Raw genomic sequence first — 26,058 nt, forward strand, 5'->3', positions numbered from 1 at the left:
CAGAGTCAAACTTCTCGTGAGAGGCTTGCTCCGATATTTGGTGACCTTGTCACCACTCATCGGCAAGCGCTCACACGAATTACCTGATCAAATTTTTAAAGAGCGTCGCTGTTAAGCGAGGAGGCATATTCTACCCGGAACGCTTGAGAAGTCAAGCACTTGATGATGAGTCAGTCGACTGCCTCTAAGCATCATCAAGCGGTGAGGAGCGTTGCTCGATCACCTGTTCCGTAAGGAGTGCGGCGTATTCTAGCGAATCGCCCGGAATTGTCAATCGATGATGTCGAAGCGGGCTTCAAAAACATCAAGAAAAACAATCACCTGCAAACCTCTTTCACCGCTGGTAACGCCATGCGTCCCCGGCAGCGGATGCGTACTTTACGCAGGAATCGGCTTGATGGCAAGGGCTTTTTGGCCAGATATCGCTATCAATTCAAACAAGCTCATGCAGGCACTGCGTGCTCCAGCATCAACTGCAGTGACTCTCTCCCCCGCCAGCGATTGCGCGACAACTTGTAAGCACACTTCAGAGAGGCCCCCACGCCAAATGCCGGTGATTCCCCCGGTGACAGCGCACGGAACCAGATCGCCTTGAGGCGTGTACGCCCGAGCGAGAGCTCCAATGACAGGTGCGTGCCATCGGCGCCTACCGGCCTGAGGCTCTCGACCAGGAAGCTGCCCTCGAAGAGAGGCGCCTCGAACTCACGCCCGAAAGGCGCCAGACGCTCGAGCTCATCCAGCGTCTCCAGACTCAACTGCCCTTCCAGCAGCTCACCATCGCTGAGAATCAAGGGATTGAGCGCCCTCTCCCCCAACTGCTCCGCGGCTGCCTGTTGCAGGGCACGAGTGAAGGTGTCCTTTTCCGTCAGCGGCAAGCCCACCCCGGCGGCGCCGCGATGCCCACCGAAGCGCGGCAGACACTGCGGCGCGAGATCATGGGCGCGCTGCAGCGCATCCCGCAGGTGCAACCCTTCGATGGAGCGCCCGGAGCCCGTCAACATGCCGGGCACCGCAGCTGGTGTCAGCACGACGGTCGGTCGCCCGAACTGCTGCACCAGGCGCGAAGCGACAATGCCTTGCACCCCGGGATGACCATCCTCCAGGTGGACCACGATCACCTGATGCCCTTCCCGCAAGGAGGTGAGCGCCAGGGCACGCGCCGATTCGACCATCTCGGCTTCGATCGCCTTGCGGGACTGGTTGTCCTGATCGAGCACTTCCAGCGCACGCTGCGCCGCGTCATCTTCCCGCGCCAACATGAAATGCAGCGCGGCGTAAGGGTCATCCAGACGCGAGCGGGCATTGATACGCGGCCCCATCTGGAAGGCCAGCGTCTCGGCATTGAAGGGCACGCTATCCGCCCCGAGCCGCTCTGCCATCGCGCGCCAGCAGGGTTCCTGCATGCGGTTGATCAGCGTGAGGCCGAGATTGACCACCGCGCGATTGATCGCACTCCCCCCCAGTGACACACAGTCCGCCACCGTCCCCAGCGCCACATACGACAGCCACGGCGACAGCTTGGGGGCATCGCTCGGCAACCTGCCCTGTTCGATCAAGACGTTACGGGTCAATGACATGGTCAGCCAGGCAACCATGCAACCGGCAATGGTCGCATCGGGATAGGCGCAGTCATCTCGTGTCGGATTGACCGTCGCGTAGGCGGAAGCCGGCGGCCCTTCCTGAGGCAACGCATGGTGATCCGTCACCACCACCTCTATCCCCGCCTCCTTGAGCAACGCCAGACGCGCCTCATCACTGGAGCCGCAGTCCGCGGTCACGATCAGAGACGGGCGCGGCGACAGCGTCATGATGCGCTCGACCAGCGGCAGACTGATGCCATAACCATCATGGATACGATGGCCGATCAGACTGTGCACGCGGTCGTAGGGCACATCGAACAGCTCGGTCAGCGTGCGCAGCATCACCACATGCGAGGTGATGCCATCCACGTCATAGTCCGTGAGGATGCCGATATGCTCCCCCTCGGCGACGGCGCGCGCGATGCGCTCTGCCGCGCGCCGGCCATCGGCCAGCCGTTCGGGATGCTCGATATGCCGGAGCGCCGGCGTGACCAGCGCCTCCAGGGGCGCCTTGCAGCTCTCCAGCGTCAGACGCCCTGCCAGCACACGCGCCTGCAATTCGCTGAGCCCGGTCGCGATGCCCTGCTGATAGAGACGCTCGTCACGCGCGCGCGGCTGAATGACCCGCGCAATGCTGGCCGCAAGCGTGCGCTCGTCCGGACGACTCATGGAATCTTGCGAGAATGGGGGCGACACGGGGGAAGTGACAGACATGAAGAGCTCCTGACAAACGACATGGCCGTCATCTCGGCAGCGGGCTGCAGACATGACGGCCATGAAAAGATGACTGCCGATTACCCCGAACGGGCCAACCGGCAGTTGTTGCAATCACCCGCGGCGATTCTCGCGCACGAAGTCCTGCACTGCCGCCAACTCCGCCGGCAGTACGCTGTAACGCTCCTCGCGCTCCAGCAGGTCATGCAGATGCGGCGGCAGATCGACGCCAGCAAAGCCGGCACGCGCCACGGCTTCGGCAAACTTGGCCGGATGCGCCGTCGCCAGCGTGATCATCGGCGTCGCGCTATCGGTGCGGCAGACCTCAGCCGCGCGATAGCCGGTTGCCGTATGCGGATCGAGGATCTCACCGGTGCGATGGTGCGCCTCACGGATGACCTCGAGGATCGTCTCGTCATCGACACTGTGACTGGAGAACAGCTCACGCAGCTTCGCCAACGGGGCATCCGCCAGCGCTGCCGGTTCACGCGAGAAGTGCTCGAGCAGCTCACGGATCGCCTGACCATCGCGGCCATAGGCCTCGAACAGCAGGCGCTCGAAGTTGGAGGACACCACGATATCCATCGACGGTGCCAGCGTCGCCTTCAGCTCCTGACGTGAGAAGTCATTGGAGGAGATGGTGCGATGCAGGATATCGTTGGCGTTGGTGGCGATCACCAGCTGGCGTACCGGCAGCCCCATGCGCGAGGCCAGATAGCCGGCAAAGATGTTGCCGAAGTTGGCCGACGGCACCGTGAAGCTGACCTGACGCGCCGGAGCGCCCAGCGCCACACCGGCGGCCACGTAGTAGACGGTCTGGGCCATGATGCGCGCCCAGTTGATCGAGTTGACCGCGACCAGACGCGTGCCGTTCAGGAAGTCCTGGTCGGCGAAGCTGGCCTTCACCATCGCCTGGGCATCATCGAAGTTGCCTTCGATGGCGATGTTGAAGACGTTGGGCGCCAGCACGGAGGTCATCTGGCGACGCTGCACTTCGGAGACACGGTTGTGCGGATGCAGAATGAAGATATCCACATGATCGCAGGCACGGCAGCCCTCGATAGCGGCAGAGCCGGTATCGCCGGAGGTCGCGCCCATGATCACCGCACGCTCGCCGCGCTTGGCAAGGAAGTGATCCAGCAGGCGACCCAGCAGCTGCAGCGCGACATCCTTGAAGGCCAGTGTCGGGCCGTGGAACAGCTCCAGCAGGTAATGGTTGCTGTCGAGCTGATTGAGCGGCACGACGGCATCGTGACTGAAGGTCGCGTAGGTCTCGCGCACGATGTCACGGAAGGTCGCGTCATCGATGGCGCCATCGACGAAGGGCTTCATGACACGGAAGGCGATTTCCGCGTAGGACTCACCGGCCATCGCCGTCAGCTCTTCGGCGCTGAACTGCGGCAGGGTTTCCGGCACGTACAGGCCGCCATCGCTGGCAAGCCCCGTGAGAACCACATCTTCAAAACCGAGCGCCGGCGCCTGGCCGCGCGTGGAGATATAACGCATGTCGTGTCTTCCCGTGGCTCTTGCCACCGTTATGATTCTTGCTCTTCCGGCCTGCGCCGGCTGCCCAGCGGGGCAGTGCCATCACCGTCGATAGCCCCGCCCCGTTTGCCCGCGATCAGGCGTTGTCGTCGAGATCCTCGACACGAATGCGCACCACGGAACCGGCGACATCCACCAGCGCTTCCAGCTGACGAATCGCTTCGTTCATGTGCAGTTCGCGCGCACGGTGCGTGAGCAGAATGATCGGCACCAGCTCCCCTTCGGTGGCTTCCTTCTGGATGATCGCCTCGATGGAGATACCCTGCTCGGAGAGGATCGACGCGACACGCGCCAACACGCCCGGGCGGTCCACTGCGTGCAGACGCAGATAGCAGGCCGTCTCGATCTCTTCCATCGGCAGGATCGGCAGGGTGTCGCCGTGCTGATTGATCTCGGCGAAGGCCAGATACGGCACACGGTAGCGGTGGTCGGTGGCGATATCGCGCGCCACGTCGAGCAGGTCCGCGACCACGGCAGAGGCCGTCGGCTCGGCACCGGCGCCGGCACCGTAATAAAGGGTCGGGCCGACAGCGTCGCCCATCACCTCGATGGCATTCTTGACGCCATGCACGTTGGCCAGCAGACGTTCCTTGGGAATCAGCGTCGGATGCACGCGCAGCTCGAGGCCCTTGGCCGTGGCGCGGGTGATGCCCAGATGCTTGATGATGTAGCCCAGGTTATCGGCCTGCTCGATGTCCTCGGCCGTGATGCGCGAGATGCCTTCGGTGTAGGCCTTGTCGAACTGCAGCGGCACGCCGAAGGCGATCGAGGCCAGGATGGTCAGCTTGTGCGCGGCATCGATGCCTTCGACATCGAAGGTCGGATCGGCTTCGGCATAGCCCAGCGCCTGCGCCTCGGCCAGCACGTCCTCGAAGCTGCGACCTTCATCACGCATCGCGCTGAGGATGAAGTTGCCGGTGCCGTTGATGATGCCGGCCAGCCACTGGATGCGGTTGGCACCCAGGCCTTCACGCAGCGACTTGATGACGGGAATGCCACCGGCCACTGCGGCTTCGAAGGCCACCATCACGCCTTTCTCGGCGGCGGCACGGAAGATCTCGTTGCCGTGGACGGCGATCAGCGCCTTGTTGGCGGTCACGACATGCTTGCCGTTGGCGATGGCTTCCATCACCAGCTGATAGGCGACATCGTAGCCGCCGATCAGCTCGACCAGCACGTCGACCTCGGGATTGCGCGCGACCTCGAAGATGTCATGCGTGCGGCTGACGCCGGTGATATCGCAGTCAGGATTGTCGCGTCGTGCGCCGACCTGTTCGACGATGATCGGGCGTCCAGCACGACGCGCAATCTCATCGGCATTGCGAATCAGCACGTTATAAGTGCCGCCGCCTACGGTCCCTAGACCACAGATTCCTACTTTCACCGGTTTCAACGTCGCTTTCCTCTCTTGTTACGGTATCCAGCCTTGAGGGCCGCGCCACTGTCAGCGACGGCCTTGCCGATCTCACGTCGGTCTATTATCCAGACATCCTGCACGTACGTCTGTCGTGACCACGGTAGCAAGGCAGGACGCCCTGTCAACGCGCAGTCTTGTCGCCTGTGGTTCAGTCATCGATGCCCAGCATGCTGGCAAGACGCTCCACCGGCAGGTAGCCCGGCACCATCTGGCCATCCGGCATCACGATGGCCGGGGTGCCCTGCACCCCCATGCGCGTGCCCAGCTGATACTGGCTTTGCACCGGCGCATCGCAGCTGGCCGCCTGCTTGGGCACTTCGCCTTCATTCTTGATCTGGTTCATCGCCTCGGTGGGGTTGTCCGCACACCACACCTGCGCCAGCTCACGCGCGCCCTGCGAGCGCATGCCACCGCGCGGGAAGGCCAGATAGCGCACTTCGATGCCACGCGCATTGAGTTCCGGCACTTCCTGGTGCAGCTTGCGGCAATACGGGCAGGTAGTATCGGTGAAGACACTGATCACCGCCTTGACCTCACCCGCCGGGCGGAAGATGACCATATCATCTTCACTGACCTCGGCCAGCAGCTCGAGGCGCTCGCCATTGGCCTTCTGCTCGCTGAGATTGACCAGCCCCTTGTCGCCATCGTTGCGGTACATCTCACCCACGATCAGATGCTTGCCGTCGATATCGGTAAAGAAGCTCTCACCACTGGTCAGGCGCACCTCATAGAGGCCGTCGATGGGGCTTGAGGCCAGTGATTCGACCGGCAGCGGCTGGCCATTGACGACAAGCTTGTCGCGCAGATCATCCAGCGCATCAGCCTGGGCCAATGGCGCCACAAGCGTCAGCATGGCACCGGCGCTCAGGAGGCGGATCGCATGGGACAGGGCCTGCGGACGACGGAAAGACTTGCTCATCAAACACTCCTTGGCGTCCGCGCGCAGAGGGAAGGACACTCAGCCACGCGGATGATGTTCGGCATGCAGACGCTCCAGTCGCGCCTGGGCCACATGGGTATAGATCTGGGTCGTGGAAAGATCACGATGTCCCAGCAACAGCTGCACGACACGCAGGTTGGCACCGTGATTGAGCAGGTGCGTGGCGAAGGCATGGCGCAGCGTATGCGGTGACAGAGGCTTGCTGATGGCCGCAGTCACGGCGTGACGCCGGATGCGATGCCAGAAGGTCTGTCGCGTCATGGCCTTGTCGTGTCGGCCGGGAAACAGTGCCGGACGCGTCTGGTCGGCCATCATCGCAGGTCGGCCAACGGACAGCCAGCGTGACAACCAGTCACAGGCCTCCTCGCCCAGCGGCACCAGCCGCTCACGATCGCCCTTGCCGGTGACTCGCACGACACCCTGGCGCAGATTGAGCGCATCGACACTCAGGTTGACCAGCTCGCTGATGCGCAGCCCCGCTCCGTAGAGCACTTCGAGCATGGTGCGGTCGCGCAGCCCGATGGGCGTGTCGAGATCCGGCGCCTCCAGCAGGCGCTCGACCTCTTCCTCATCCAGCGTGCCCGGCAGGCTGGGAATCACGCGCGGCAGGCGCACCTCATGCAGCGGGTCCGCCTCGATCATGCCTTCGGCCAGCGCCCAGCGATAGAAGCGCCGCAGCGCCGACAGCAGACGCGCCGTGGAGCGCAGCGCATGCGACTCACGCCGCGAGTCACAGAAGGCCTGCACCTGCTGCGGTGCCACGCTCAGCAACGGCACCGTGTCAGCGCCCGCCTCCGCCTGATCGGCCAACCAGCGCCGCCAGGCCGTGAGATCACTGCGATAGGCGCCGAGCGTATTGTCACTGGCACCCCGCTCTAGCCACAACGTATCGAGAAAGACCTCGACCAACGCATCGTCGTCCATCATTCCCGCTTCCCCGTCCTGAATGACGCGCCATCCACGCTCGCCGTGGCCGTCATTTACCGCGGCACCTGGCCTGCGTGAGCCTCGATTCTACCGTGATGCCCTGACGATGAAATGAACCCGCTGCAAGTCATAGCGGATTTCCCTGGTGCACAAACACGAAGACCCCGCCATGCGATGCATGGCGGGGTCTTCATATGGCGGAGGAGCAAGTGGCAATTCGCTCCCCCGCAGTACTGCCGAGTTCTGCAGTCAGGGAATGCGGAGCGCTTAGCCCAGCTTTTCCTTGATGCGTGCAGACTTGCCGCTACGCTCACGGAGGTAGTACAGCTTGGCCTGACGGACGTCACCACGACGCTTGACGTCGATAGCGGCAACCTGCGGGCTGTAAGTCTGGAAGGTACGCTCGACGCCCACACCGTGGGAGATCTTGCGGACGGTGAAGGCGGAGTTCAGACCGCGGTTACGCTTGCCGATCACCACGCCTTCGAAGGCCTGCAGACGCTCGCGAGTACCTTCGACGACCTTGACCTGGACGACGATGGTGTCGCCCGGTGCAAAGGCCGGGATTTCCTTGGCCATCTGCTCGTTTTCGATCGCCTGGATCAGTTTATTCTTGCTGCTCATCGCTAGCTCCAAATTCGTTAGCATCAATCCTGGGATTGATGTTCGTCATGACCCCGGCACCGCAAACGGCCTTGAACACGGGGATCGACCTTGTGTGTGACGCGCCACGGAACTCCCGCAAGATGACTCCGGGCCGTGCCGCACCTCCGCCACGGTGGCGGCCTTCTCCTGACAGCGAACCTTCGGCTCGCAGCGGTCAGGCCTTGCCTTTCCGGGCGTGCTGCGCGATGAACTCGTCGAGCAGCTTGCGCTCCTCACGAGTCAACGTGCGACTCTCCAGCAAATCCGGACGCCTGAGCCAGGTACGTCCCAGAGACTGCTGCAACCGCCAGCGCTTGATCAGGGCATGATTGCCACTGAGCAGAACATCCGGCACCCGCTTGCCGTCGATGACTTCAGGGCGGGTATAGTGCGGACAGTCGAGCAGGCCATCGGTGAAGGAATCCTCCTCCGCGCTGGCTTCATGCCCGAGTACGCCCGGCACCAGGCGTGCCACCGTATCGATCAGGACCATGGCCGGCAGTTCCCCGCCAGACAGGACGTAATCGCCGATCGACCACTCCTCGTCGATCTCCTCTTCCACCACGCGCTCATCAATGCCTTCATAGCGCCCGGCCACCACGATCAGACGCTCTTGCGTCGCCAGTTCGCGGGCACCGGCCTGATCCAGCTTGCGGCCTTGCGGGGAGAGATAGATCACACGAGCGTTGTCACCGCCAGCGGCGCGGGCGTCACGAATGGCGCCACGCAGGGTCTCGACCTTCATCAACATGCCGGGACCACCGCCGTAGGGACGATCATCGACCGTACGGTGCCTGTCGGTGGCGTAGTCGCGAGGATTCCAGAAATCGACCTCGAGCAGGCCCTTGTCGACCGCTCGGCCGGTCACGCCACTGGCGGTAATCGCCGTGAACATTTCCGGAAACAGGCTCACTACACCAATCCACACAGGCGTCAGCTCTCTGTGCTTAACATCAGAATTCGGGATCCCAGTCGACGCTCATGCGCCCAGTGGTGAGATCCACATCGCGAACCACCTGATCGGGAAGGTACGGCACGAGCCGTTCCTTCTCATCGATGCTGTCGTCGTTCGGCTTTATCACCAGAACGTCGTTGGCACCGGTTTCCATCAGGGTGCTCACTTTCCCGAGGCGCTGGCCATCCAGCGTTACCACCTCGAGACCTTCCAGTTGATGCCAGTAGTACTCACCGACTTCCAGCTGCGGCAGGTGCTGCTTGGGCAGGAGAATCTCCGCCCCGGCCAGCTCCTGTGCTGCTTCGCGACTGTCGATACCTTCGAGCTGTGCCACCAGGCCCTTGCCATGGCGACGTGCCTGAGCGAGGCGGGCGGGAATCTGCTTCCCGTCCAGCTTCAGCATCCAGCCAGCGTAATCGAAGATGCCGTCAATCGGGCTGGTGTAGGAATACACCTTGAGCCAGCCTTTGACGCCATAGGGGCTGGTAAGCTTCCCCATTACCACGACATCATCGTCATGCGATGACGCTGCGGTCGGCTGCGGGTTGTTCGGTTGAGTAGGCATCCTGGAATCAAGCCTGCTGCTTGCCAGCTTCCTTGATCAGCTGAGCGACACGGTCAGAGACCTGTGCGCCCTGCTGCTGCCAGTGAGCGACGCGCTCGAGATCGACGCGCAGACGCTCTTCCTGGCCGCGAGCGACCGGGTTGAAGAAGCCGACGCGCTCGATGAAGCGGCCATCACGGGCTGTGCGGGAATCAGCCACAGCGAGGTGGTAGAAGGGACGCTTCTTGGCGCCACCACGTGCCAGACGAATGGTAACCATTGCGTAATCTGTCCTTCGTGTTGAAGTGAAAATCGTGCCACAGAACTCGTCTTCGCATGGAGGGTCCACACGAAGAGGCGACATTCTACGGAAATTGGCAAGCCTTGGAAACCTTTTTCCAAGGCCATGCACACGCTCCGCGACACGGGACGTGCCACGGAGCGCAATTCCTGGTGTCAGCGCCCATGTCTCATCAGCGCTGCATCGGGCATCGGGTCAGCAATCAGCGACGCGGGAAGCGTCCGCCGCCCATGCCGCCGGGGCCACCCATACCGCCCATGCCACCCATACCGCCGGGGCCGCCAGGACCACCGCCACCGCCCATCATGCCGGACATGCCACGCATCATCTTCTGCATGCCACCTTTCTTGCCGGCCTTCTTCATCATCTTGGCCATCTGCTTGTGCTGCTTGAGCAGACGATTGAGGTCCGGCACCTGGGTACCGGAGCCCATGCAGATGCGGCGCTTGCGCGACCCATTGATGAGATCCGGGTTGCGGCGTTCCTTGGGCGTCATGGAGTTGATCATCGCCTCCAGCTTGCCCAGCTCCTTCTCGCTGGCCTGGCTCTGGGCGACTTCCGCCAGCTGACCCATGCCCGGCAGCTTGGACATCAGACTGCCCATGCCACCCATGTTCTTGAGCTGCTGGAGCTGGTCACGGAAGTCCTCGAGATCGAAGCCTTCGCCTTTCTTGACCTTGCTGGCCAGCTGCTCGGCCTTGCTCTTGTCGACGGTGCGCTCGGCTTCCTCGATCAGCGACAGCATGTCGCCCATGCCGAGGATGCGCGAGGCGATACGGTCCGGGTGGAAGGGCTCGAGGGCGTCGACCTTCTCCCCCATGCCCATGAACTTGATCGGCTTGCCGGTGATGTGACGTACGGACAGGGCCGCACCGCCACGCGCATCACCGTCGGCCTTGGTCAGCACGACACCGGTCAGCGGCAAGGCTTCATGGAAGGCCTTGGCGGTGTTGGCGGCATCCTGACCGGTCATCGCATCGACGACGAACAGCGTCTCGTCGGGATTGACGCTGCGGTGCAGGGCGGCGATCTCGTCCATCATGTCGGCATCGACATGCAGGCGACCGGCGGTATCGACCAGCACCACGTCGTGGAACTGGATACGCGCGTGCTTCATCGCCGCTTCGGCGATGGCCACCGGCTGCTGGGAGGAGTCGGAGGGGAAGAAATCGACCCCGACTTCCTTGGCCAGCGTTTCCAGCTGGTCGATGGCGGCCGGGCGATAGACGTCGGCCGAGACCACCAGCACCTTCTTCTTCTCGCGCTCGCGCAGGTAGCGTGCCAGCTTGGCGACGGTAGTCGTCTTGCCCGCACCCTGCAGGCCTGCCATCAGAATGACGGCCGGACTGCCCTTGAGCGTCAGACCTTCATTGGCTTCGCCCATGATCGCTTCCAGCTCCTGCTGGACGATCTTGACGAACTGCTGGCCCGGCGACAGGCTCTTGGACACTTCCTGACCGACGGCACGTTCGCGCACTCGCTCGATGAAGGCCTTGACCACCGGCAGCGCGACATCGGCTTCAAGCAACGCCTTGCGCACTTCGCGCAGGGTGTCCTTGATGTTGTCTTCCGTCAGCTTGGCCTGGCCGGTAATCGACTTCAGCGTATGCGACAGGCGATCACTCAAACTTTGAAACATGGGCCTCTCCGGCTAGGGACGTCTGGGGTCCGCGCTGCGGGGACGAGGGCGTAAGCCACCTCGTGACCGGCGCACGGCATGACGCCCCAGCGCGTGAATGGTTATCCTGTCGCGCATTATACGCACAGGGCGGCCGTGTCTCCATGCATGCAAGGCTTGCAAGTCGCCATCCTGGCGATGACATGCATGAAGGAAGCAGCGCCGACAATCGTCATGCAATGCGGAGTCTGTCGCCGCGCAGGCCTCATCGCCCGCGAGAGCACGCGACAGGACACCGCGAGTGGATGCAATCCCGGCGGCGCATTCGGTATAGTCTCTGCAGATAGACAGTGCCTCATGCGAGGCCTGATCTCCCGCTACCCTCCGGCACCTGGACAACAGCACATGCAGGCTCTGCCTTTTGCCTTTCTGGCCATCATCTTCTATCTCGGCGCCGGCCTCTGGCAGGGCCTTACCCTGACACGCCGCGTCCCGGCACGCACGCGTCTGGTGCGCAGTCTGGCGCTGATCGCCGTCGCCTGCCATGCCGTCATCGTCTGGGTCACGCTCAACCACGGTGGCGCGCTGCACCTCGGACTGTTCGAGAGCGCGTCGCTGGTCAGCTGGGCCATCTGCCTGCTGCTGGTCATCGCCAGCCTGTTCAAGCCGGTGATCGCCGGGGGCGCGGCGCTGTTCCCGGTCGCCGCCGCCTGCGTGCTCGGCGTGATGAACCTGCCAAGCGCCACCACCGAGAACCCGCTCTCCCCCGGTCTGGTCGCCCACGTCTTCACCTCGGTGGCGGCGTTGGCCTTCTTCAGCATCGCGGCCATGCAGGCCGGACTGCTGTCGCTGCAACAGCACGCGCTCAAGAAGCGCCATACCCGCGGCATCGTCCAGGTGCTGCCGGCACTGACCAGCATGGAACGCGCGCTGTTCGAGCTGATCTGGGCCGGCATGATCCTGCTCAGCGTGTCGATCATCAGCGGCACCATCTATCTGGACAACATGTTCGCCCAGCATCTGGCTCACAAGACGGTGCTCAGCCTCGGCGCCTGGATCATCTTCGCCGTGCTGCTGTTCGGGCATCACGTGCTGGGCTGGCGCGGCCAGCGTGCCGCCCGCTGGACACTGGGCGGCTGCCTGGTACTGGCGCTGGCCTTCTTCGGCACCAAGTTCGTGCTGCAAGTGATATTTTCCCACTAAGCCCTGCCACCCCGACAGAGATCGCTCGCTGCGCCTGATGCATTGCAGCGAGCGTGTCAGTATCATGCGCCTAAATCCGCCACCGAGGACCCTTCACTCTTGAGCGACGACACCCCGTTGGGGCTGCTGTTCGGCCTACTGGTCATCCTGATCATCCTGTCTGCCTTCTTCTCGAGCTCCGAGACCGGCATGATGTCGATCAACCGCTACCGTCTCAGTCACCGTGCCAAGGGCGGTGAGCGCGGCGCTAAGCGTGTTACCCGCCTGCTTTCCCGTCCGGACCGCCTGATCGGCGTCATCCTGATCGGCAACAACTTCGTCAACAACCTGGCTGCCTCGCTGGCGACCATCATCGCGATCCATTACTTCGGTGATGTCTCGGGCCCGGCCGTCTCGACCGCCGTACTGACCATCGTGGTGCTGATCTTTGCCGAAGTGACGCCCAAGACCATGGCCGCCGTGAACCCGGAGCGCATCGCCTATCCGGCCTCGCTGGTGCTGGAACCGTTGCTCAAGCTGCTCTACCCGCTGGTCTGGCTGGTCAATGGCATCTCCAATGGCCTGCTGCGCCTGTTCGGCGTGCGCGATGTCAGCGGCGGCGCCGACAGCCTGACCCGTGACGAGCTGCGCACCGTGGTCCACGAAGCCGGCAGCATGATCCCGCGTCGCCACCAGGGCATGCTGCTGTCGATTCTCGATCTCGAGAACGTCACCGTCGATGACATCATGGTGCCGCGTCAGGAGATCTTCGGCATCGACCTGGACGATGACCTCGACATCATCCTCAGCCATATCCGCGCCAGTCAGCACACGCGGGTGCCGGTCTACAAGGGTGACATCAACAACATCATCGGCATCCTGCACCTGCGCAACGCGGCACGCTTCCTGTCACTGGACGAGGTCACCAAGGCCTCCATCATCCAGGAAGCCCGCGAGCCCTACTTCATCCCGGAATCCACGCCGCTGCATACCCAGTTGCTCAACTTCCAGAAGCAGAAGCGCCGCATCGGCATCGTGGTCGACGAGTATGGCGATGTGCAGGGGCTGGCGACGCTGGAGGACATCCTCGAGGAGATCGTCGGCGAGTTCACCACCGATGTCGCCGGTACGCATCAGGAGATCCACCCGCAGGACAACGGCAGCTACGTGATCGAAGGCACCGCCAACATCCGCGAGATCAACAAGGCCATCGGCTGGCAGCTGCCGACTGACGGTCCCAAGACGCTCAACGGCCTGATTCTGGAACATCTGGAATCCTTCCCGGATGCCCCGGCCAGTCTCGCCATCGGCACCACGCGCATCGAGATCCAGCAGGTGAAGGACAACCAGATCACCTCGGCACGCTGCTGGCAGGCGGCTCGCACCACGCGCAGCTGACGCCCCCCGCATTGCCACGCAGCACGGCACTCTCGACGACAGGCCCGCCAATTGGCGGGCCTGTCGCGTCTGGGGCACGCCAACTCGCCCAGGTGCTCACTTGCAGGTACTCATTTGCGGGTGCTCATTTGCAGCTGCTCAGGTGCAAGAACCAGCTGCAATACGGTGTTGCAGACCACGACACGCAAGCGGCCCGAACCCACGCTATGCTGTGCGCGTTCGCGCTGCCCGCCAGCGCCAGACGTCACGGACCTGCGCCAGAGCAGGCTGACTCACCGCTCCCGCTGCAATGCCCCACAACCTTCGAATGGCCCTCATGACTTCAGCTTCCGCCCCAACGGCGACCCCCGCCCTGCATCGACAACCTCACTTCACCGTGCTGCTGGCCCTGATGGTGGCGCTCGCCCCGCTATCGATGGATGCCTTCCTGCCCGCCATCCCCGCCATGGCCGCGGAATTCGGTGTCGATCACTCCCGCCTCGGCCTGACCATCACCTTCTTCCTGGCCGGCTACGCCTTCGGTCAGCTGAGTGGTGGCCCGCTGTCGGACAGCCTGGGCCGTCGCCCGATCGCGCTGGGCGGCATCGTGCTGTTCTTGATCGCGAGTCTCGGCTGCGCCATGACGCATAGCCTGGAATGGCTGATGGTCTTCCGTGTCCTGCAGGGGATCGCGACCGGCATGACCGGCGGCGTCTCTCGCACCGTGGTGCGCGATGTCGCGACCGGCAAGGACGCCGCGCGCCTGATGACCAACGTCATGATGGTGCTGATGGCAGCACCGCTGGTCGCCCCCAGCCTCGGCGCCCTCATCCTGGCGCTGAGCACCTGGCAGATGGTCTTCATCGGCCTGGCCGTCTATGGCGTGATCGCCGGAGTCGCCATTCGCCAGTGGCTGCCGGAGACCCTGCCTGCCAGCGAGCGTTCACCGCTCAGCCTGCGCGGCGCATTGGCCAGCTATCGCACGGTACTGACGACGCGCGGCGTCCCCGGGCACCTGATGCTGCTGCTGTGCGGGCCCGGCATCATGTTCACCTTCCTGACCAACGCGAGCTATCTCTATCAGGGTGTGCTGGGGCTGAATTCCGGTGAGTTCGCGCTGGCCTTCGGCGCCAATGTCGGCGCGATGCTGATCGGCAACCGCCTCAACCACTTCGGCCTCAAGCATCTGCGCACGCGCAAGCTGGTTCAGGTGGCGCTGTGCATGCAGGGGATCGGCATCACCTGGCTGATCTCGCTGGTCATCACCGACAACGTCCAGGTCGCCACCCTGATTCCGGGCATCCTGTTCGTGCTGGGCGCCGGCGGCATGATCACGCCCAACGTGATGGCCGACTACCAGTCGCTGTTCGCACGTGGCCATGGTGCCGCCAATGCCATCTCCGGCACGGTGCTGTATCTCGGCGGCGGTCTCTATGGCGCCCTGGCCAGCCTGTGGCTGAGCGGCGATGACATGCTGGCGGTGCCGCTGGTCATGCTGGGCGCCTGGGCCATCGGCGGCTTCGGCTTCTGGGTCACGCGCCACACCGCTCCCTCCGAGCAGTCCAGCGACTGACGCGACGCCGCGCTCACCACCAGTGGCCATTTGCTGGTCGCCAGAACGTGAAATGCCGCCCCTGCCTGACGATCGTGTCGGCATGGGCGGCATTTTCATGCAGCACTGAAAAAAGTGAGGGGCTAGCGGGAGCGCGCCAGGCGTGTCGCCTTGCGATGTAGATCACGCACCGCTTCTTCGAGCTCCACCGCCTTGGTGCCGACAGGGTCGAAGGTACGCCCGACACACAGCTCTACCCGCCCGCGCAGGCGGCGCGGAAACTTGGCGAAGGCAGGCCCGCCGCCGTGGGAGAACCAGGAGCCCCACAGGCCACCCAGCGCCATCGGAATCACCGGCACCGGGTCACGCGCCAGAATCAACTCCAGCCCGCGCCGGAAGCGCCCGACCTCACCGTCGCGCGTCAGCTTGCCCTCGGGGAAGATCATCACGACCTCTCCCTCGCGCAGCGCCTTGCCGACTTCCTCCAGCGAGCGGCGCACCCCTGCCGGGTCCTTGCGCGAGGAGTCCACCGGAATCGCCCCGGCGATGCGGAAGAACCACTTCAGCCACGGCGAGTGATATATCTCGGCATCCATCAGGAAACGCAGCGGGCGCGGACTGGCCCCGCCCAGAATCAGCGCATCCATGAAGCTGACGTGATTGCACACCACCAGCGCCGCCCCTTCCGCCGGTATCCGCCAGCGCCCCTTGAGGTGCAGGCGATACATCAGGTGGATGAGGATGAAGATATTGAGGCGCAGGAAGGGCCGCGGGTCACGCAGCATGCAGACCACCGCGATCAGCCCGCTGATCAGGGACAGCAGCAGCAGGAAGTCCGGAATATCGCGCCCCATCACGCCCAGCACCAGAATGCCGGCACCGGCCGACAGCACCATCAGCAGGGCATTGAGCACGTTGTTGGCGGCGATCATGCGCGCGCGGTGATCTTCAGGACTGCGAATCTGCAGCAGGGTATAAAGCGGCACGATATAGAGGCCGCCGCCGAAGCCGATGACGCCGAGATCCAGCCACATGCGCCAGAAACCGGCGATGCCCAGCAGCTCGATCAAGGGCGTGGCCATCTGTGCCTCGGCCAGCGCCGGGCGCAGGGCAAGATCCAGCCCGCCAGCGAAGATGATCAGCGCGCCGAAGGGCACCAGTCCCGTCTCGAGACGCCCGCGCGAGACACGCTCACAGGCCAGCGACCCCAGCCCGATACCGATGGCAAAGGCCGCCAGCAAGGCAGAGGTCGCCCCTTCAGCCCCATGCACGATATCGCGCGCATAGGCCGGCAACTGCGTCAGATAGCTGGCGCCGAGGAACCAGAAGGCACTGATGCCCAGCAGCGCCCAGCGTAGCCGGCGGTTGCTCAGCCCTTCACGCATCACCGCTATGCTGCCGGAGAGCGGACGCCACGGCACAGGGCCGGGCGAAGCGGAGGGTGCCGGCGGAATCTTGCCGGCCGCCATCACGCCTAGAAGAGACAGGGAGACCAGCGATGCGGACAGCGCCCAGCGTGCCAGCTCGCCGCCCAGTGCCATCAAGGCCGCGGCGGCAAGGGTACCGATCAGGATGGCGAGGAAGGTGCCCAGCTCGACCCAGGCATTGCCGCTGACCAGCTCATCCGGCTTGAGGTGCTGGGGCAGGATGGCGTACTTGACCGGCCCGAAGAGCGCCGACTGGGTGCCCATCATGAACAGCAGCGCCAGCAGCAACTCCCAGGCCTCGAAGATCAAGGCGCCGGCCGCCACGCTCATGGTGGCCAGCTCCAGCCACTTGAGTCGCACGATCAGGCGCTGCTTGTCGAGGCGGTCAGCCAACAGGCCGCCCCAGGCGGAGAACAACAGAAAAGGCAGGATGAACAGACCGGCCGCCAGGTTGTTGACGATGCCGGTGTCCCAGCCCCGCTGCTCGATGACCACGAAGGTCATCAGCAGCAGCAAGGCGTTCTTGAACAGATTGTCATTGAAGGCCCCGAGGGCCTGGGTCCAGAAGAAGGGCGCAAAACGGGGTCGCCGGAGCAGTTCTCGACTCATTTGCCAGCTTCCGTGGCATCCCCCGCACACGCAGCCTCGCTGCGCACCTTGAGCCCCGCCAACATGGTGTCCAGCAACTGATCGAGCAGCTCCGTCACTTCCAGTGGCTGCCCCTGCCAGAGTCCCAGACGCTCGTTCATGCCCAGCTGCACCAGACCGTGCACGCTACCCCACAGCGTGCGCGCCATGCGCTTGGCCTCGACGGACTCGACGCGTGGGGCGTACTCGACCAAGGCCCCCTCCACACGTTCGAACAGCCCTTCGATCATCGCGTTCTGACGCTGGTCCAGCTCACCTTCCTGCGCGAGCGGGAAGTCGAACAGCAGCTGCCAGCGGTAAGGGTCGCGCTGGGCGAAGCCCCAGTAGGCGCGCGCCAGGGCCTTGAGGCGTTCCGAAGGACTCGGCGTCTCCTGTCCGGCTATCGCATCGTGCAGCCTGTCCAGCGTCGCCAGATTGACGTGCTGGAGCAGGTTGCCGAAGCTGCCATAAAGCTTGAGCAGGGTGCTGGGCGCACAACCGACTTCGCGAGCCAGGTTGCGCAGAGACAGGGCGTGAACGGGCTGCGCTTTGAGCCATTCATCGCAGGTCTCCATTACCCGCGCATGCAGCGCTTCCGGTGCATGCTGACGTGGACGGGCCATCGAATTCCTCTGATGCTTGAGATGCGTTACCGCGTAGCGAATCTGACGCGGTGTGTGTTCGGACAGCACGGGTGGGCAAAGGGTTGCGACGCCTTGCGGGCATCTCTTGGAGCACCCCGTATCGGTCATTGAATCGAACAGTGTTTCCGTCCAGCATATCGAGACTGAGCACAAACGCAAGCACCACCAAGGTGTGGCATGCTGGCATCCGTGGCGTGCAGCGCGATCCACACCCCATCTCAGGCAGCAGCTGCCGCTGCATGTTCCCTTCGCCTCATCGCCTCAAAGGATTCTCGTGGCCGGTCGTCTGTATATCCCCCCCTACCCCGCTGACCTGCCCCCCGACGAACTGTTCGGGTCGCTGGCGACTCCCGCGCTCGAACGCCAGTTGCGCAGCGAACTGCTGGTCAGCGCCAATCGCGCCCCGCGCATGCCCGCCTCGATGCTGCGCATGGAAGGCCCCCGCCTGCGCCTGGTGCCGGCACTCTGGGGCCTGACTCCCAGTTGGCTGGAGATCATGGACCACGCCCCGCACGTGGCGCGGGCAGAGTCGCTGGAAACGCGACGCATGTTCCGCGAGTCGTTCATCAGCCAGCGGGCACTGATCCCCGTCGGCGGTGTCTATGTGTGGAAGGAACAACCGCGCATGAAGCAGCCGTTTCTGGTCACGCACCCGACCCGCGCCCCGCTGTTGCTGGCCGCCCTGTGGACGCGCCACTTCAGCGCCCCCCTGATGGAGGGGCTGCCCCCCGAGGGGCGCGACAGCTTCGCGCTGATCAGTGTCGAGTGTGCCGGGGTCACGTCACGCCTGACCGATCGCATGCCCGCCGTGATTGCGCCGCATCAGGTACGCGACTGGCTGAATGCCGAGACGCCGCTGGAGACGGTACGCAGCATGCTGACGCCGAACGCCAGCCTGGCCGCCTTCCCGGTCGCACGCCTCGTCAACGACCCCGAGCATCAGGAGTGGAGCGTCGCGCACCCCACCGGCCCGATGCTGACCTGAATCCGCCTGCGCCGACGGCACGTATCGAGGATGGCGGCACTGCATCGCTCTACCGCCTCGCGCGCATGTTCGCCCAATGAGAACCATCACCGAGTCAGCGCCACCTGCCCGAGCAGCGGTGGCATGAATCAGGAGAGAAGATGTCACTGCCTTCAGGATTTCGCCCTCTTGCACTGAGCACGGCCATTGCCGCCATCGTCATGAGTGGCCTGGCGCCGGCCATCAGCCATGCCGATACCCGCCCGGCTTCCGCGCCCGCGTCGTCCCTCGCGCCGGCCGCCAACTCCGCCTCAAGCACGGCGCCCGCCAGGGCCGAGCAAGCCAGCCCCGTCATCAAGAGCGAGAACGACCAGCGACTCTATCGCAGCCTGACCCTCGATAACGGCCTCAAGGTCCTGCTGGTCAGTGATGCCAAGGCCGACAAGGCCGCCGCTGCCGTCGATGTCGAAGTCGGCAGCGCCCAGGACCCCGACGATGTTCCGGGGCTGGCACACTTCCTGGAGCACATGCTGTTCCTCGGCACCGATCGTTATCCGAAGCCGGATGCCTACCAGGACTTCATCACCAAGCATGGCGGCCAGCACAACGCCTTCACCGCCAGCCAGGACACCAACTACTTCTTCGACATCGACCCGGATGCCTTCGATGAAGCGCTGCCGCGCTTTGCACGCTTCTTCGTCGCCCCGCAGTTCAATGCCGACTACGTGGATCGCGAGCGCCATGCGGTCAATTCCGAGTATCAGGCACGCCTGCAGGATGATGGCCGGCGCATCTACGAGGCTGTCGAAGCGGCCCTCAACCCGGAACACCCCTTCAACCGCTTCAGTGTCGGCAGCCTCGAGACCCTCAAGGACACCGAGGCCGGCAGCCTGCGCCAACGTCTGGTCGACTTCTATCAGGCGCACTACGGCGCCAACGTGATGCGCCTGTCACTGGTCGGGCCGCAGTCATTGGAAACGCTCGAACAGCTGGCCCGTGACAACTTCAGTGATGTGCCCGACCGCGGGCTGTCGCGCCCCGAGATCACCACGCCCCTGGCCAGCGGTGACGAGCTGCCGGCACGCCTCGAGGTCAAGGCGCTCAAGCAGGAGCGCAAGCTGTCGTTCATGTTCCCCATCGACGACCCGATTGCCCACTACCGCTCACAGCCGGTCAGCTACCTGGCCAACCTGATCGGTCATGAGGGCGAAGGCAGTCTGCTGGCAGTGCTCAAGGACAAGGGCTGGGCAGATGGCCTCTCGGCCGGCGGTGGTCTCAGTGATGGCGCGCATGCCCTGCTCAGCGTCGACATCAGCCTGACCCCGGAGGGCGCGCAGCATCAGGCGGAGATCCGTGCCGCGCTGTTCGACTACCTGGCCCTGATCCGCGCTGAGGGCATCAACGACTGGCGCTATACCGAACAGGCACAGCTGGGCGAGCAGAGCTTCCGCTTCCAGCAGCGCAGCTCGCCGGTCAATCTGGCCAGCAATCTGGCGATGATGATGACGCGCTATCCGATCGAGGATGTGCTGGCGGCGCCCTACCTGATGCAGGACTTCGACCCGGACCTGATCAAGGACACCCTCGCTCGCCTGACACCCGACAACCTGCTGGAGGTCTACTCCGGCCCGCAGGTGGAGGGGGATCAACAGGGCGAGTGGTTCAAGGCGCCCTACACCCTGACGCGCCTGACGGCGGATGCCGCTGCTCAGACCGCCGTCGATGACACCCTGGCCAGCCAGCTGGCGCTGCCCAGGCCCAACCCCTATCTGGCCAAGGACTTCCGCGTACTCGACCTGGCCGACGCCAAGCCGAGCCAGTTGATCGATGAGCCCGGTGCCGAGCTCTGGTATCAGGGCGATGCGAGCTTCGGCGTGCCGAAGGCCGAATGGCGCTTCGGTCTGCTCAATCCCGACGTCAGTCGCTCGGTGGATGACCAGGCCATGAGTCAGGTGCTGGCGGCGTGGCTGAATGACAGCCTCAACGCGCGTCTGTATCCGGCACGTCTGGCGGGGCAGGATGCGCTGGTCTATGCCCATGGGCGTGGCATCACGCTGCAGTTCAGTGGCTGGCGCGATGGTCAGCAGCCGGAAATGCGTGAAGTGCTCGACCAGCTGGTGAATGGCGAGATGGCCCCCGCCACCCTGGAGCGCATTACTCAACGCCTGCGTCGCAGCCTGCAGAATCGCGTTCAGGCACCGCTCTACACGCGCCTGGGTCGCAGCCTCAGCGAAACGCTGGTCGGCCTGCCGAGCACCGCCGAGCAGCAACTGGCGGCCCTGGACAAGATCGACGCCCAGTCACTGGACAGCTTCCGCAAGCGCTTCCTTGCCAAGCTGCACGTGCAGGCGATGGTGACCGGCAATCTGACCGCCGACCAGGCCCGCGAGACCGGCCAGCTGGTGATCAACGGGCTTGCGCCGCGCATCACGCGCGAGGCGGTGCCAGACCTGGAAGTGCGTCAGGTCACCCAGCACACGGTACTGCGCCCGGACAGCACACGCGGCGATTCCGGTGCCCTGCGCTACCTGCAGGGCAAGGACCGTACGCTGCAGACCCAGGCCCGCATCGCGGTGCTGGGTCAGCTGCTCGAAGCGCCCTTCTACAGCCAGCTGCGCACCGAGGAGCAACTCGGCTATATCGTCTCCGCGCGCTATTCGCCCATGCTCGATGCGCCGGGGCTGAGCCTGCTGGTGCAGTCGCCGTCCAAGGACAGCAAGACGCTGTTTTCGCGCATGGATGCCTTCCTCACCCGCTTCGGCAGCCGCGTGCAATCGCTGGATGAGGCCGCGCTTGCCAGCTACCGTGACGCCGTCGTCGACAGCCTGACCCAGAAGCCCCGCAAGCTGTCCGAGCTGGCAGCGCGCAACTGGAGCGAGCTGAGCTTCGGCTGGACAGGCTTTGACCGCCGCCAGCAACTGGTCGCGGCCGTCGAGCAGGTCAGCGCGCAGGATATCCGCGCCATCTGGCAACAGCTGAATGACTCCAGCGCGCTGGAACTGGCCTTCGACCCCGGCACGCCCAGCGACTTCGACCAGCGCCTTAACGAACTGGACCTGCCGCCACTGCCCGAGGCGCCGCGCGCCGAGACAGGCGCGACCCTGGCGGCACCCTCAGCCGAGGCCAGCGGCAATGCCCAGCATTGAGTCTCGCCGGCCCGCCAGCGGCTTGGCGGGCAAACAAGGCGCCGGCCCTCACCGGACGGGCGCCTGAAACGACAAGACCCCGACGCGGTGCAGTTCAATAACCGCGTCGGGGTCTTGTTCATTCATGCCTTGCCGGCAAGCATAGCGGGCCGGCTAGCCCGTCATCAGCCGAAGGCCTGCGGCGGCATGATGCCTTCCACGTACATCGCCAGTTCTTCGAGAATCTGCACGCGGTCCGGGTCCTGCTCGCTCTGGGCCAGCCGCTGGATCTCGCTGACGAAGCCCTTCACGGTCAGGCTCGCGACCTGCTCATCGTTCATGCGCTCCCAACGCCACTGCTCCCAGCGTTCGCGCTCGGCGGAGTTGAGCGTGTAGCCGTAGCTGCGCGCACGATAGCGGAACAGCATCTCCTCGAGCCGACCATCCTGGAAGGCGAAAGGCGTATCGTCGAGCGCCTCGGGATGGGTGGCGCGCACCCGCTCCATCTCCTTGCGGTCCGCGGGCGAGAAGAAGCCGCCGGAATAGAGCATCAGGTCCGGATCAGCCGGGCCGGCCGGCGGCGCCTCGGCGAACACCTGCGCCACCTTGGCGCCGACACCGGCGTTGTCCTTCAGCCACTTCCAGTGCACGCGACACTGGGCGGGGTCGATCTTGAAGCGCGCGGCGATCTCGCCGTACTCGCCCTCATGCGGCCCGGACACATCCTTGAGCGCATTGGCCGGCAGCAGCACCGGACTCTTGTTGAGATGGATGACCTTGAGCGGAATCCGCTCCTCGCCTTCCGCGAGGTCATCGGCACTGGCGAAGACACGGGCACGTATCTCTTCCGGTGACAGCTCCATCAACGGCGCCGGGTCGACCGAGAGGTCATAGACGATCACGCCATTGGCATTCGAAGGATGCTCCGCCAGCGGCACCACCAGCGCGCCACAGGCCCGCGAGGCCGGATAGCGACGCGAGATGTGCAGCATCGGCTTGCGTGCGCCGATATCCAGCAGACTGGCGACATGGCGCTTGTTGCGCAGCTTTAGCAGGTAATCGAACAGGCGCGCATTGCGCGACTTGAGCAGGCGTGCCAGCGCGATGGTGGCGCGCACGTCCACCAGCGCGTCATGCGCGCCGGCGTGCTCGATGCCATTGGCCGCCGTCAGATGCTCCAGACGGAAGCTGGGCGCACCATCTTCACGCTTGGGCCATTCGATGCCTTCCGGGCGCAGGGCATGGAAGGCGCGCACGACATCGATCAGGTCCCAGCGCGAATTGCCGTTCTGCCACTCACGCCCGTAGGGGTCGAGGAAGTTGCGGTAGAACAGATGACGACTGACTTCATCATCGAAGCGCAGGCTGTTGTAGCCCAGCGTGCAGGTCCCCGGCACGCTCATCTCATCATTGATGCGCCCGGCGAACTCGGCCTCGGGAATGCCGCGACGCTCGGCCTGCTGCGGGGTGATGCCGGTGATCAGACACGCCATCGGCTGGGGCAGGAAGTCATCGGCCGGCTTGCAATAGAGGGTCAGCGGCTCGCCGACCTCATTGAAGTCAGCATCGGTACGGATGGCCGCGAACTGCGAAGGACGGTCACGGCGCGGGTCGGCGCCGAAGGTCTCGTAGTCGTGCCACAGGAAGGTGGGCTCTGCCACAGGATGTCTCCACGCGGGCGGTCGAAAAATGAACGCGCCAGAGCACCGTCTCCAGCAAGGCTGGCACGGTGCTCTGGCAGGCAATGGGCATGGGCTGGGTCGGGACGTCGCAGGCGCTGCCCGCTCGGCAGCGCCTCAGGAGGCAAGCACCCGACGCCCCGCGAACTCAGGCCTCGCCGGGGCGCGGCAGAGTGACGTTGAGTTCCAGCACCGAGCAGTCGTCTTCGCGGTCCAGCGAGATGTTGATGGCATCCTGGTCGACCTGCACATACTTGCGAATCACCTCGAGCAGCTCACGCTCCAGCATCGGCATGTAATCCGGCTGGTCACGCTGGCTACGCTGGTGCGCGACGATGATCTGCAGCCGCTCCTTGGCGACATTGGCGGTCTTCTTGCGCTCTCGCTTCAGAAAATCCAGTAATTTCACTTGCGCCCCCCTCCAAACATTCTGGCCAGCAGACCGCGCTTCTCGACTTCATGGAAACGCAGCTGCACTTCCTCGCCCAACAGGCGGGACACGCAATCCACGTACGCCTGGCCGGCATCGCTCTTCTGGTCATGCGTGACCGGCACACCCTGGTTGGACGCGCGCAGCACGGCGTCGGATTCCGGAATCAGACCGATCAGCGGGATCGACAGGATTTCCTGGATATCGGTCAGGTTGAGCATGTCGCCGCCGGTGACGCGCGCCGGATGGTAACGGGTGATCAGCAGGTGTTCACGCACCGGGGTGTCGCCATTCTCGGCGCGACGCGTCTTGGAAGACAGCAGGCCGATGATGCGGTCGGAGTCACGTACCGAGCTGACTTCCGGGTTGGTCACCACCACGGCCTCGTCGGCGAAGTACATCGCCAGCTGGGCACCGCGCTCGATACCGGCCGGCGAGTCACAGATGACGTAATCGAACTCCTCGCGCAGCGCGTCGAGCACCTTCTCGACGCCTTCCAGCGTCAGCGCGTCCTTGTCACGGGTCTGGGAGGCCGGAAGGATGTGCAGGTTGTCGATGCGCTTGTCGCGGATCAGGGCCTGCTTGAGATTGGCTTCGCCCTGGATGACGTTGACCAGGTCATAGACCACACGGCGCTCGCAGCCCATGATCAGGTCCAGGTTACGCAGGCCCACATCGAAATCGATCACTACGGTCTTGTTGCCGCGCAAAGCCAGTCCGGTGGCAATGGCGGCGGCGCTGGTCGTCTTGCCGACTCCGCCCTTGCCTGAAGTCACTACGATAATCTTGGCCAAAGGTATCTTCCTTGCTGAGAGTCCCTCGCCGAGCGAGGATCACCTGTAAATATTGGATATCGTTCAGAACACAGTGCTGGGGTCAGCCGAGTCGTGCGATACAGAGTTGGTCGTGTTCAAGCACGACTTCGACATTGGCACCCAGCAGGCGATTGTCGATGTCATCGAGTCGCTTGTAGGTTCCGGCCACCGAGAGCAGCTCGGCGTGCAGTTCCTTGCAGTAGATGCTGGCGTTGCGATCGCCATGGATACCCGCCAGCGCGCGGCCACGCAGAGCGCCATAGATATGCACACTGCCGGCGGCCAGGATCTCGGCGCCGGCATTCACCGCGCCGATGATGACCAGATCGCCCTCCGGTGCGCTGACCTGCTGGCCCGAGCGCACCGTGCCGCGATACACCTTGCTGGCGTGGGCTGGCTCCGCTTTCTCGGCCGCGCTGTCCGCGACTGCCTCGGCAGGCTCGGCGACCGGTTCAGCGGCCACCGGCGGCACGGACTCGAGGGAGCGCCCGCGATTCTCCTGCGGCGGGAACCACCCCAGCCCCAACGCCCAGGCGGACTGACGCACCGGGTCTCCACCGCCACGCACCGCGACCGGCAGCAGCTTGTGCCCTCGGCAGACGGCACAGATGCGCTCCAGCGCCAGATGCGGCTCGTCGAGCTTCTCGACGCTCAGCACCACCGGCGTATGTTGAAAGAAGGCCGGCGACTGGCTGAGCTTGCTGGCCAGCTGAGCACGGATCTGCTCCGGATCACCGCTGACCAGCTCCATGACCGTCATCGGCAGCATGCCGCCCTTGAAGGTGAAGGCCTGAGGGGCCCTGTCCGTACTGAGACTCATGACCTGACTCCGGTTGCGTAAGGAGTGTCGAAGCCCTCCGACACTCTTGATGATGCACGTGCTGTTCACGGCATCCTCAAGGCGACCCTCGATTGGAAAGGCCACCTGAATAACATAGCTCGCCGTCGCACACGGCACAGCGACTGCTTGATAGGCGCCGAGCATGAATGACAGACACTGAATGGCATAGCGGTAACGTACAAAACTATGTGAGCGAACACAGTGCTGCA

General features: G+C 64.2%; 21 protein-coding genes. 5 read left to right on the forward strand and 16 right to left on the reverse strand.

What is annotated here, in order from left to right; translation table 11 throughout:
* Positions 1-443 precede the first annotated feature (443 nt).
* From U0O11_RS16065 to ffh, 10 genes are all read right to left on the reverse strand, one after another.
* Positions 444-2,249 carry a single-stranded-DNA-specific exonuclease RecJ gene (locus U0O11_RS16065; protein ID WP_279837413.1) on the reverse strand — a complete coding sequence of 602 codons (1,806 nt, stop codon included), beginning with the start codon at positions 2,247-2,249 and terminating at the stop codon, positions 444-446.
* A gap of 159 nt (positions 2,250-2,408) precedes the next feature.
* On the reverse strand, positions 2,409-3,800 hold the full coding sequence (thrC, locus tag U0O11_RS16070; RefSeq protein WP_215823551.1) for a threonine synthase: 1,392 nt from the start codon (positions 3,798-3,800) through the stop codon (positions 2,409-2,411).
* Between the two features lie 115 nt (positions 3,801-3,915).
* Positions 3,916-5,232 (reverse strand): homoserine dehydrogenase, encoded by a 1,317-nt coding sequence (locus tag U0O11_RS16075; RefSeq protein WP_153636631.1) that lies wholly within the window; start codon positions 5,230-5,232, stop codon positions 3,916-3,918.
* A 172-nt stretch (positions 5,233-5,404) separates the two neighbouring features.
* Complete coding sequence (locus tag U0O11_RS16080) at positions 5,405-6,175, reverse strand: DsbC family protein (RefSeq protein WP_279837410.1); 771 nt, start codon at positions 6,173-6,175, stop codon at positions 5,405-5,407.
* Between the two features lie 39 nt (positions 6,176-6,214).
* Positions 6,215-7,120, reverse strand: a complete 906-nt coding sequence (xerD, locus tag U0O11_RS16085; protein ID WP_279837412.1) for a site-specific tyrosine recombinase XerD — start codon at positions 7,118-7,120, stop codon at positions 6,215-6,217.
* 270 nt (positions 7,121-7,390) lie between these two features.
* The gene (gene rplS, locus U0O11_RS16090; RefSeq protein WP_043336437.1) at positions 7,391-7,747 is read right to left on the reverse strand and encodes a 50S ribosomal protein L19; all 357 of its coding nucleotides are present in this window, start codon (positions 7,745-7,747) and stop codon (positions 7,391-7,393) included.
* Between the two features lie 196 nt (positions 7,748-7,943).
* Positions 7,944-8,696: a tRNA (guanosine(37)-N1)-methyltransferase TrmD gene (gene trmD / locus U0O11_RS16095; protein WP_043336440.1), complete on the reverse strand. Its 753-nt coding sequence runs from the start codon at positions 8,694-8,696 to the stop codon at positions 7,944-7,946.
* A gap of 25 nt (positions 8,697-8,721) precedes the next feature.
* Positions 8,722-9,288, reverse strand: coding sequence for a ribosome maturation factor RimM (gene rimM, locus U0O11_RS16100; protein WP_082388946.1), 567 nt, complete (start codon positions 9,286-9,288; stop codon positions 8,722-8,724).
* Positions 9,289-9,295: 7 nt separating this feature from the next.
* Positions 9,296-9,547: a 30S ribosomal protein S16 gene (gene rpsP, locus U0O11_RS16105; protein WP_043336448.1), complete on the reverse strand. Its 252-nt coding sequence runs from the start codon at positions 9,545-9,547 to the stop codon at positions 9,296-9,298.
* Between the two features lie 223 nt (positions 9,548-9,770).
* The gene (gene ffh, locus U0O11_RS16110) at positions 9,771-11,207 is read right to left on the reverse strand and encodes a signal recognition particle protein (RefSeq protein WP_054557273.1); all 1,437 of its coding nucleotides are present in this window, start codon (positions 11,205-11,207) and stop codon (positions 9,771-9,773) included.
* A gap of 384 nt (positions 11,208-11,591) precedes the next feature.
* Here ffh and U0O11_RS16115 point away from each other — a divergent pair, with 384 nt between their 5' ends.
* The 3 genes from U0O11_RS16115 to U0O11_RS16125 all read left to right on the forward strand — a co-directional run bounded on the left by U0O11_RS16115 (position 11,592) and on the right by U0O11_RS16125 (position 15,318).
* Positions 11,592-12,389, forward strand: coding sequence for a cytochrome C assembly family protein (locus U0O11_RS16115; RefSeq protein WP_279837409.1), 798 nt, complete (start codon positions 11,592-11,594; stop codon positions 12,387-12,389).
* Positions 12,390-12,488: 99 nt separating this feature from the next.
* Positions 12,489-13,766, forward strand: a complete 1,278-nt coding sequence (locus U0O11_RS16120; protein ID WP_043336457.1) for an HlyC/CorC family transporter — start codon at positions 12,489-12,491, stop codon at positions 13,764-13,766.
* 316 nt (positions 13,767-14,082) lie between these two features.
* On the forward strand, positions 14,083-15,318 hold the full coding sequence (locus U0O11_RS16125; protein ID WP_160317893.1) for a multidrug effflux MFS transporter: 1,236 nt from the start codon (positions 14,083-14,085) through the stop codon (positions 15,316-15,318).
* Between the two features lie 122 nt (positions 15,319-15,440).
* Here the strand turns inward: U0O11_RS16125 and U0O11_RS16130 are convergent, their stop codons facing one another.
* Positions 15,441-17,333, reverse strand: a complete 1,893-nt coding sequence (locus tag U0O11_RS16130; protein WP_192839485.1) for an MFS transporter — start codon at positions 17,331-17,333, stop codon at positions 15,441-15,443.
* Positions 17,330-17,974, reverse strand: a complete 645-nt coding sequence (locus U0O11_RS16135; protein ID WP_279837408.1) for a TetR/AcrR family transcriptional regulator — start codon at positions 17,972-17,974, stop codon at positions 17,330-17,332. Before U0O11_RS16135 ends, U0O11_RS16130 begins: the two co-directional genes overlap by 4 nt.
* 295 nt (positions 17,975-18,269) lie before the next feature.
* Here U0O11_RS16135 and U0O11_RS16140 point away from each other — a divergent pair, with 295 nt between their 5' ends.
* Positions 18,270-18,980 carry an SOS response-associated peptidase gene (locus U0O11_RS16140; protein WP_084589627.1) on the forward strand — a complete coding sequence of 237 codons (711 nt, stop codon included), beginning with the start codon at positions 18,270-18,272 and terminating at the stop codon, positions 18,978-18,980.
* 140 nt (positions 18,981-19,120) lie between these two features.
* Entirely contained in the window at positions 19,121-22,105 is a 2,985-nt protein-coding gene (locus tag U0O11_RS16145; RefSeq protein WP_279837407.1) for an insulinase family protein, read from the forward strand.
* A 164-nt stretch (positions 22,106-22,269) separates the two neighbouring features.
* Here U0O11_RS16145 and sbcB read toward each other — a convergent pair whose 3' ends face one another.
* The 4 genes from sbcB to minC all read right to left on the reverse strand — a co-directional run bounded on the left by sbcB (position 22,270) and on the right by minC (position 25,828).
* Positions 22,270-23,745 (reverse strand): exodeoxyribonuclease I, encoded by a 1,476-nt coding sequence (gene sbcB / locus U0O11_RS16150; protein ID WP_279837406.1) that lies wholly within the window; start codon positions 23,743-23,745, stop codon positions 22,270-22,272.
* Between the two features lie 166 nt (positions 23,746-23,911).
* Positions 23,912-24,172, reverse strand: coding sequence for a cell division topological specificity factor MinE (gene minE / locus U0O11_RS16155; RefSeq protein WP_043336475.1), 261 nt, complete (start codon positions 24,170-24,172; stop codon positions 23,912-23,914).
* Entirely contained in the window at positions 24,169-24,987 is an 819-nt protein-coding gene (minD, locus tag U0O11_RS16160; protein WP_054557277.1) for a septum site-determining protein MinD, read from the reverse strand. The genes minE and minD overlap by 4 nt, the downstream gene beginning before the upstream one ends.
* 82 nt (positions 24,988-25,069) lie before the next feature.
* Entirely contained in the window at positions 25,070-25,828 is a 759-nt protein-coding gene (minC, locus tag U0O11_RS16165) for a septum site-determining protein MinC (RefSeq protein ID WP_153636638.1), read from the reverse strand.
* Positions 25,829-26,058 lie beyond the last annotated feature (230 nt).

The sequence above is a fragment of the Cobetia sp. D5 genome (assembly GCF_035666195.1).
GTDB lineage: Bacteria > Pseudomonadota > Gammaproteobacteria > Pseudomonadales > Halomonadaceae > Cobetia > Cobetia amphilecti.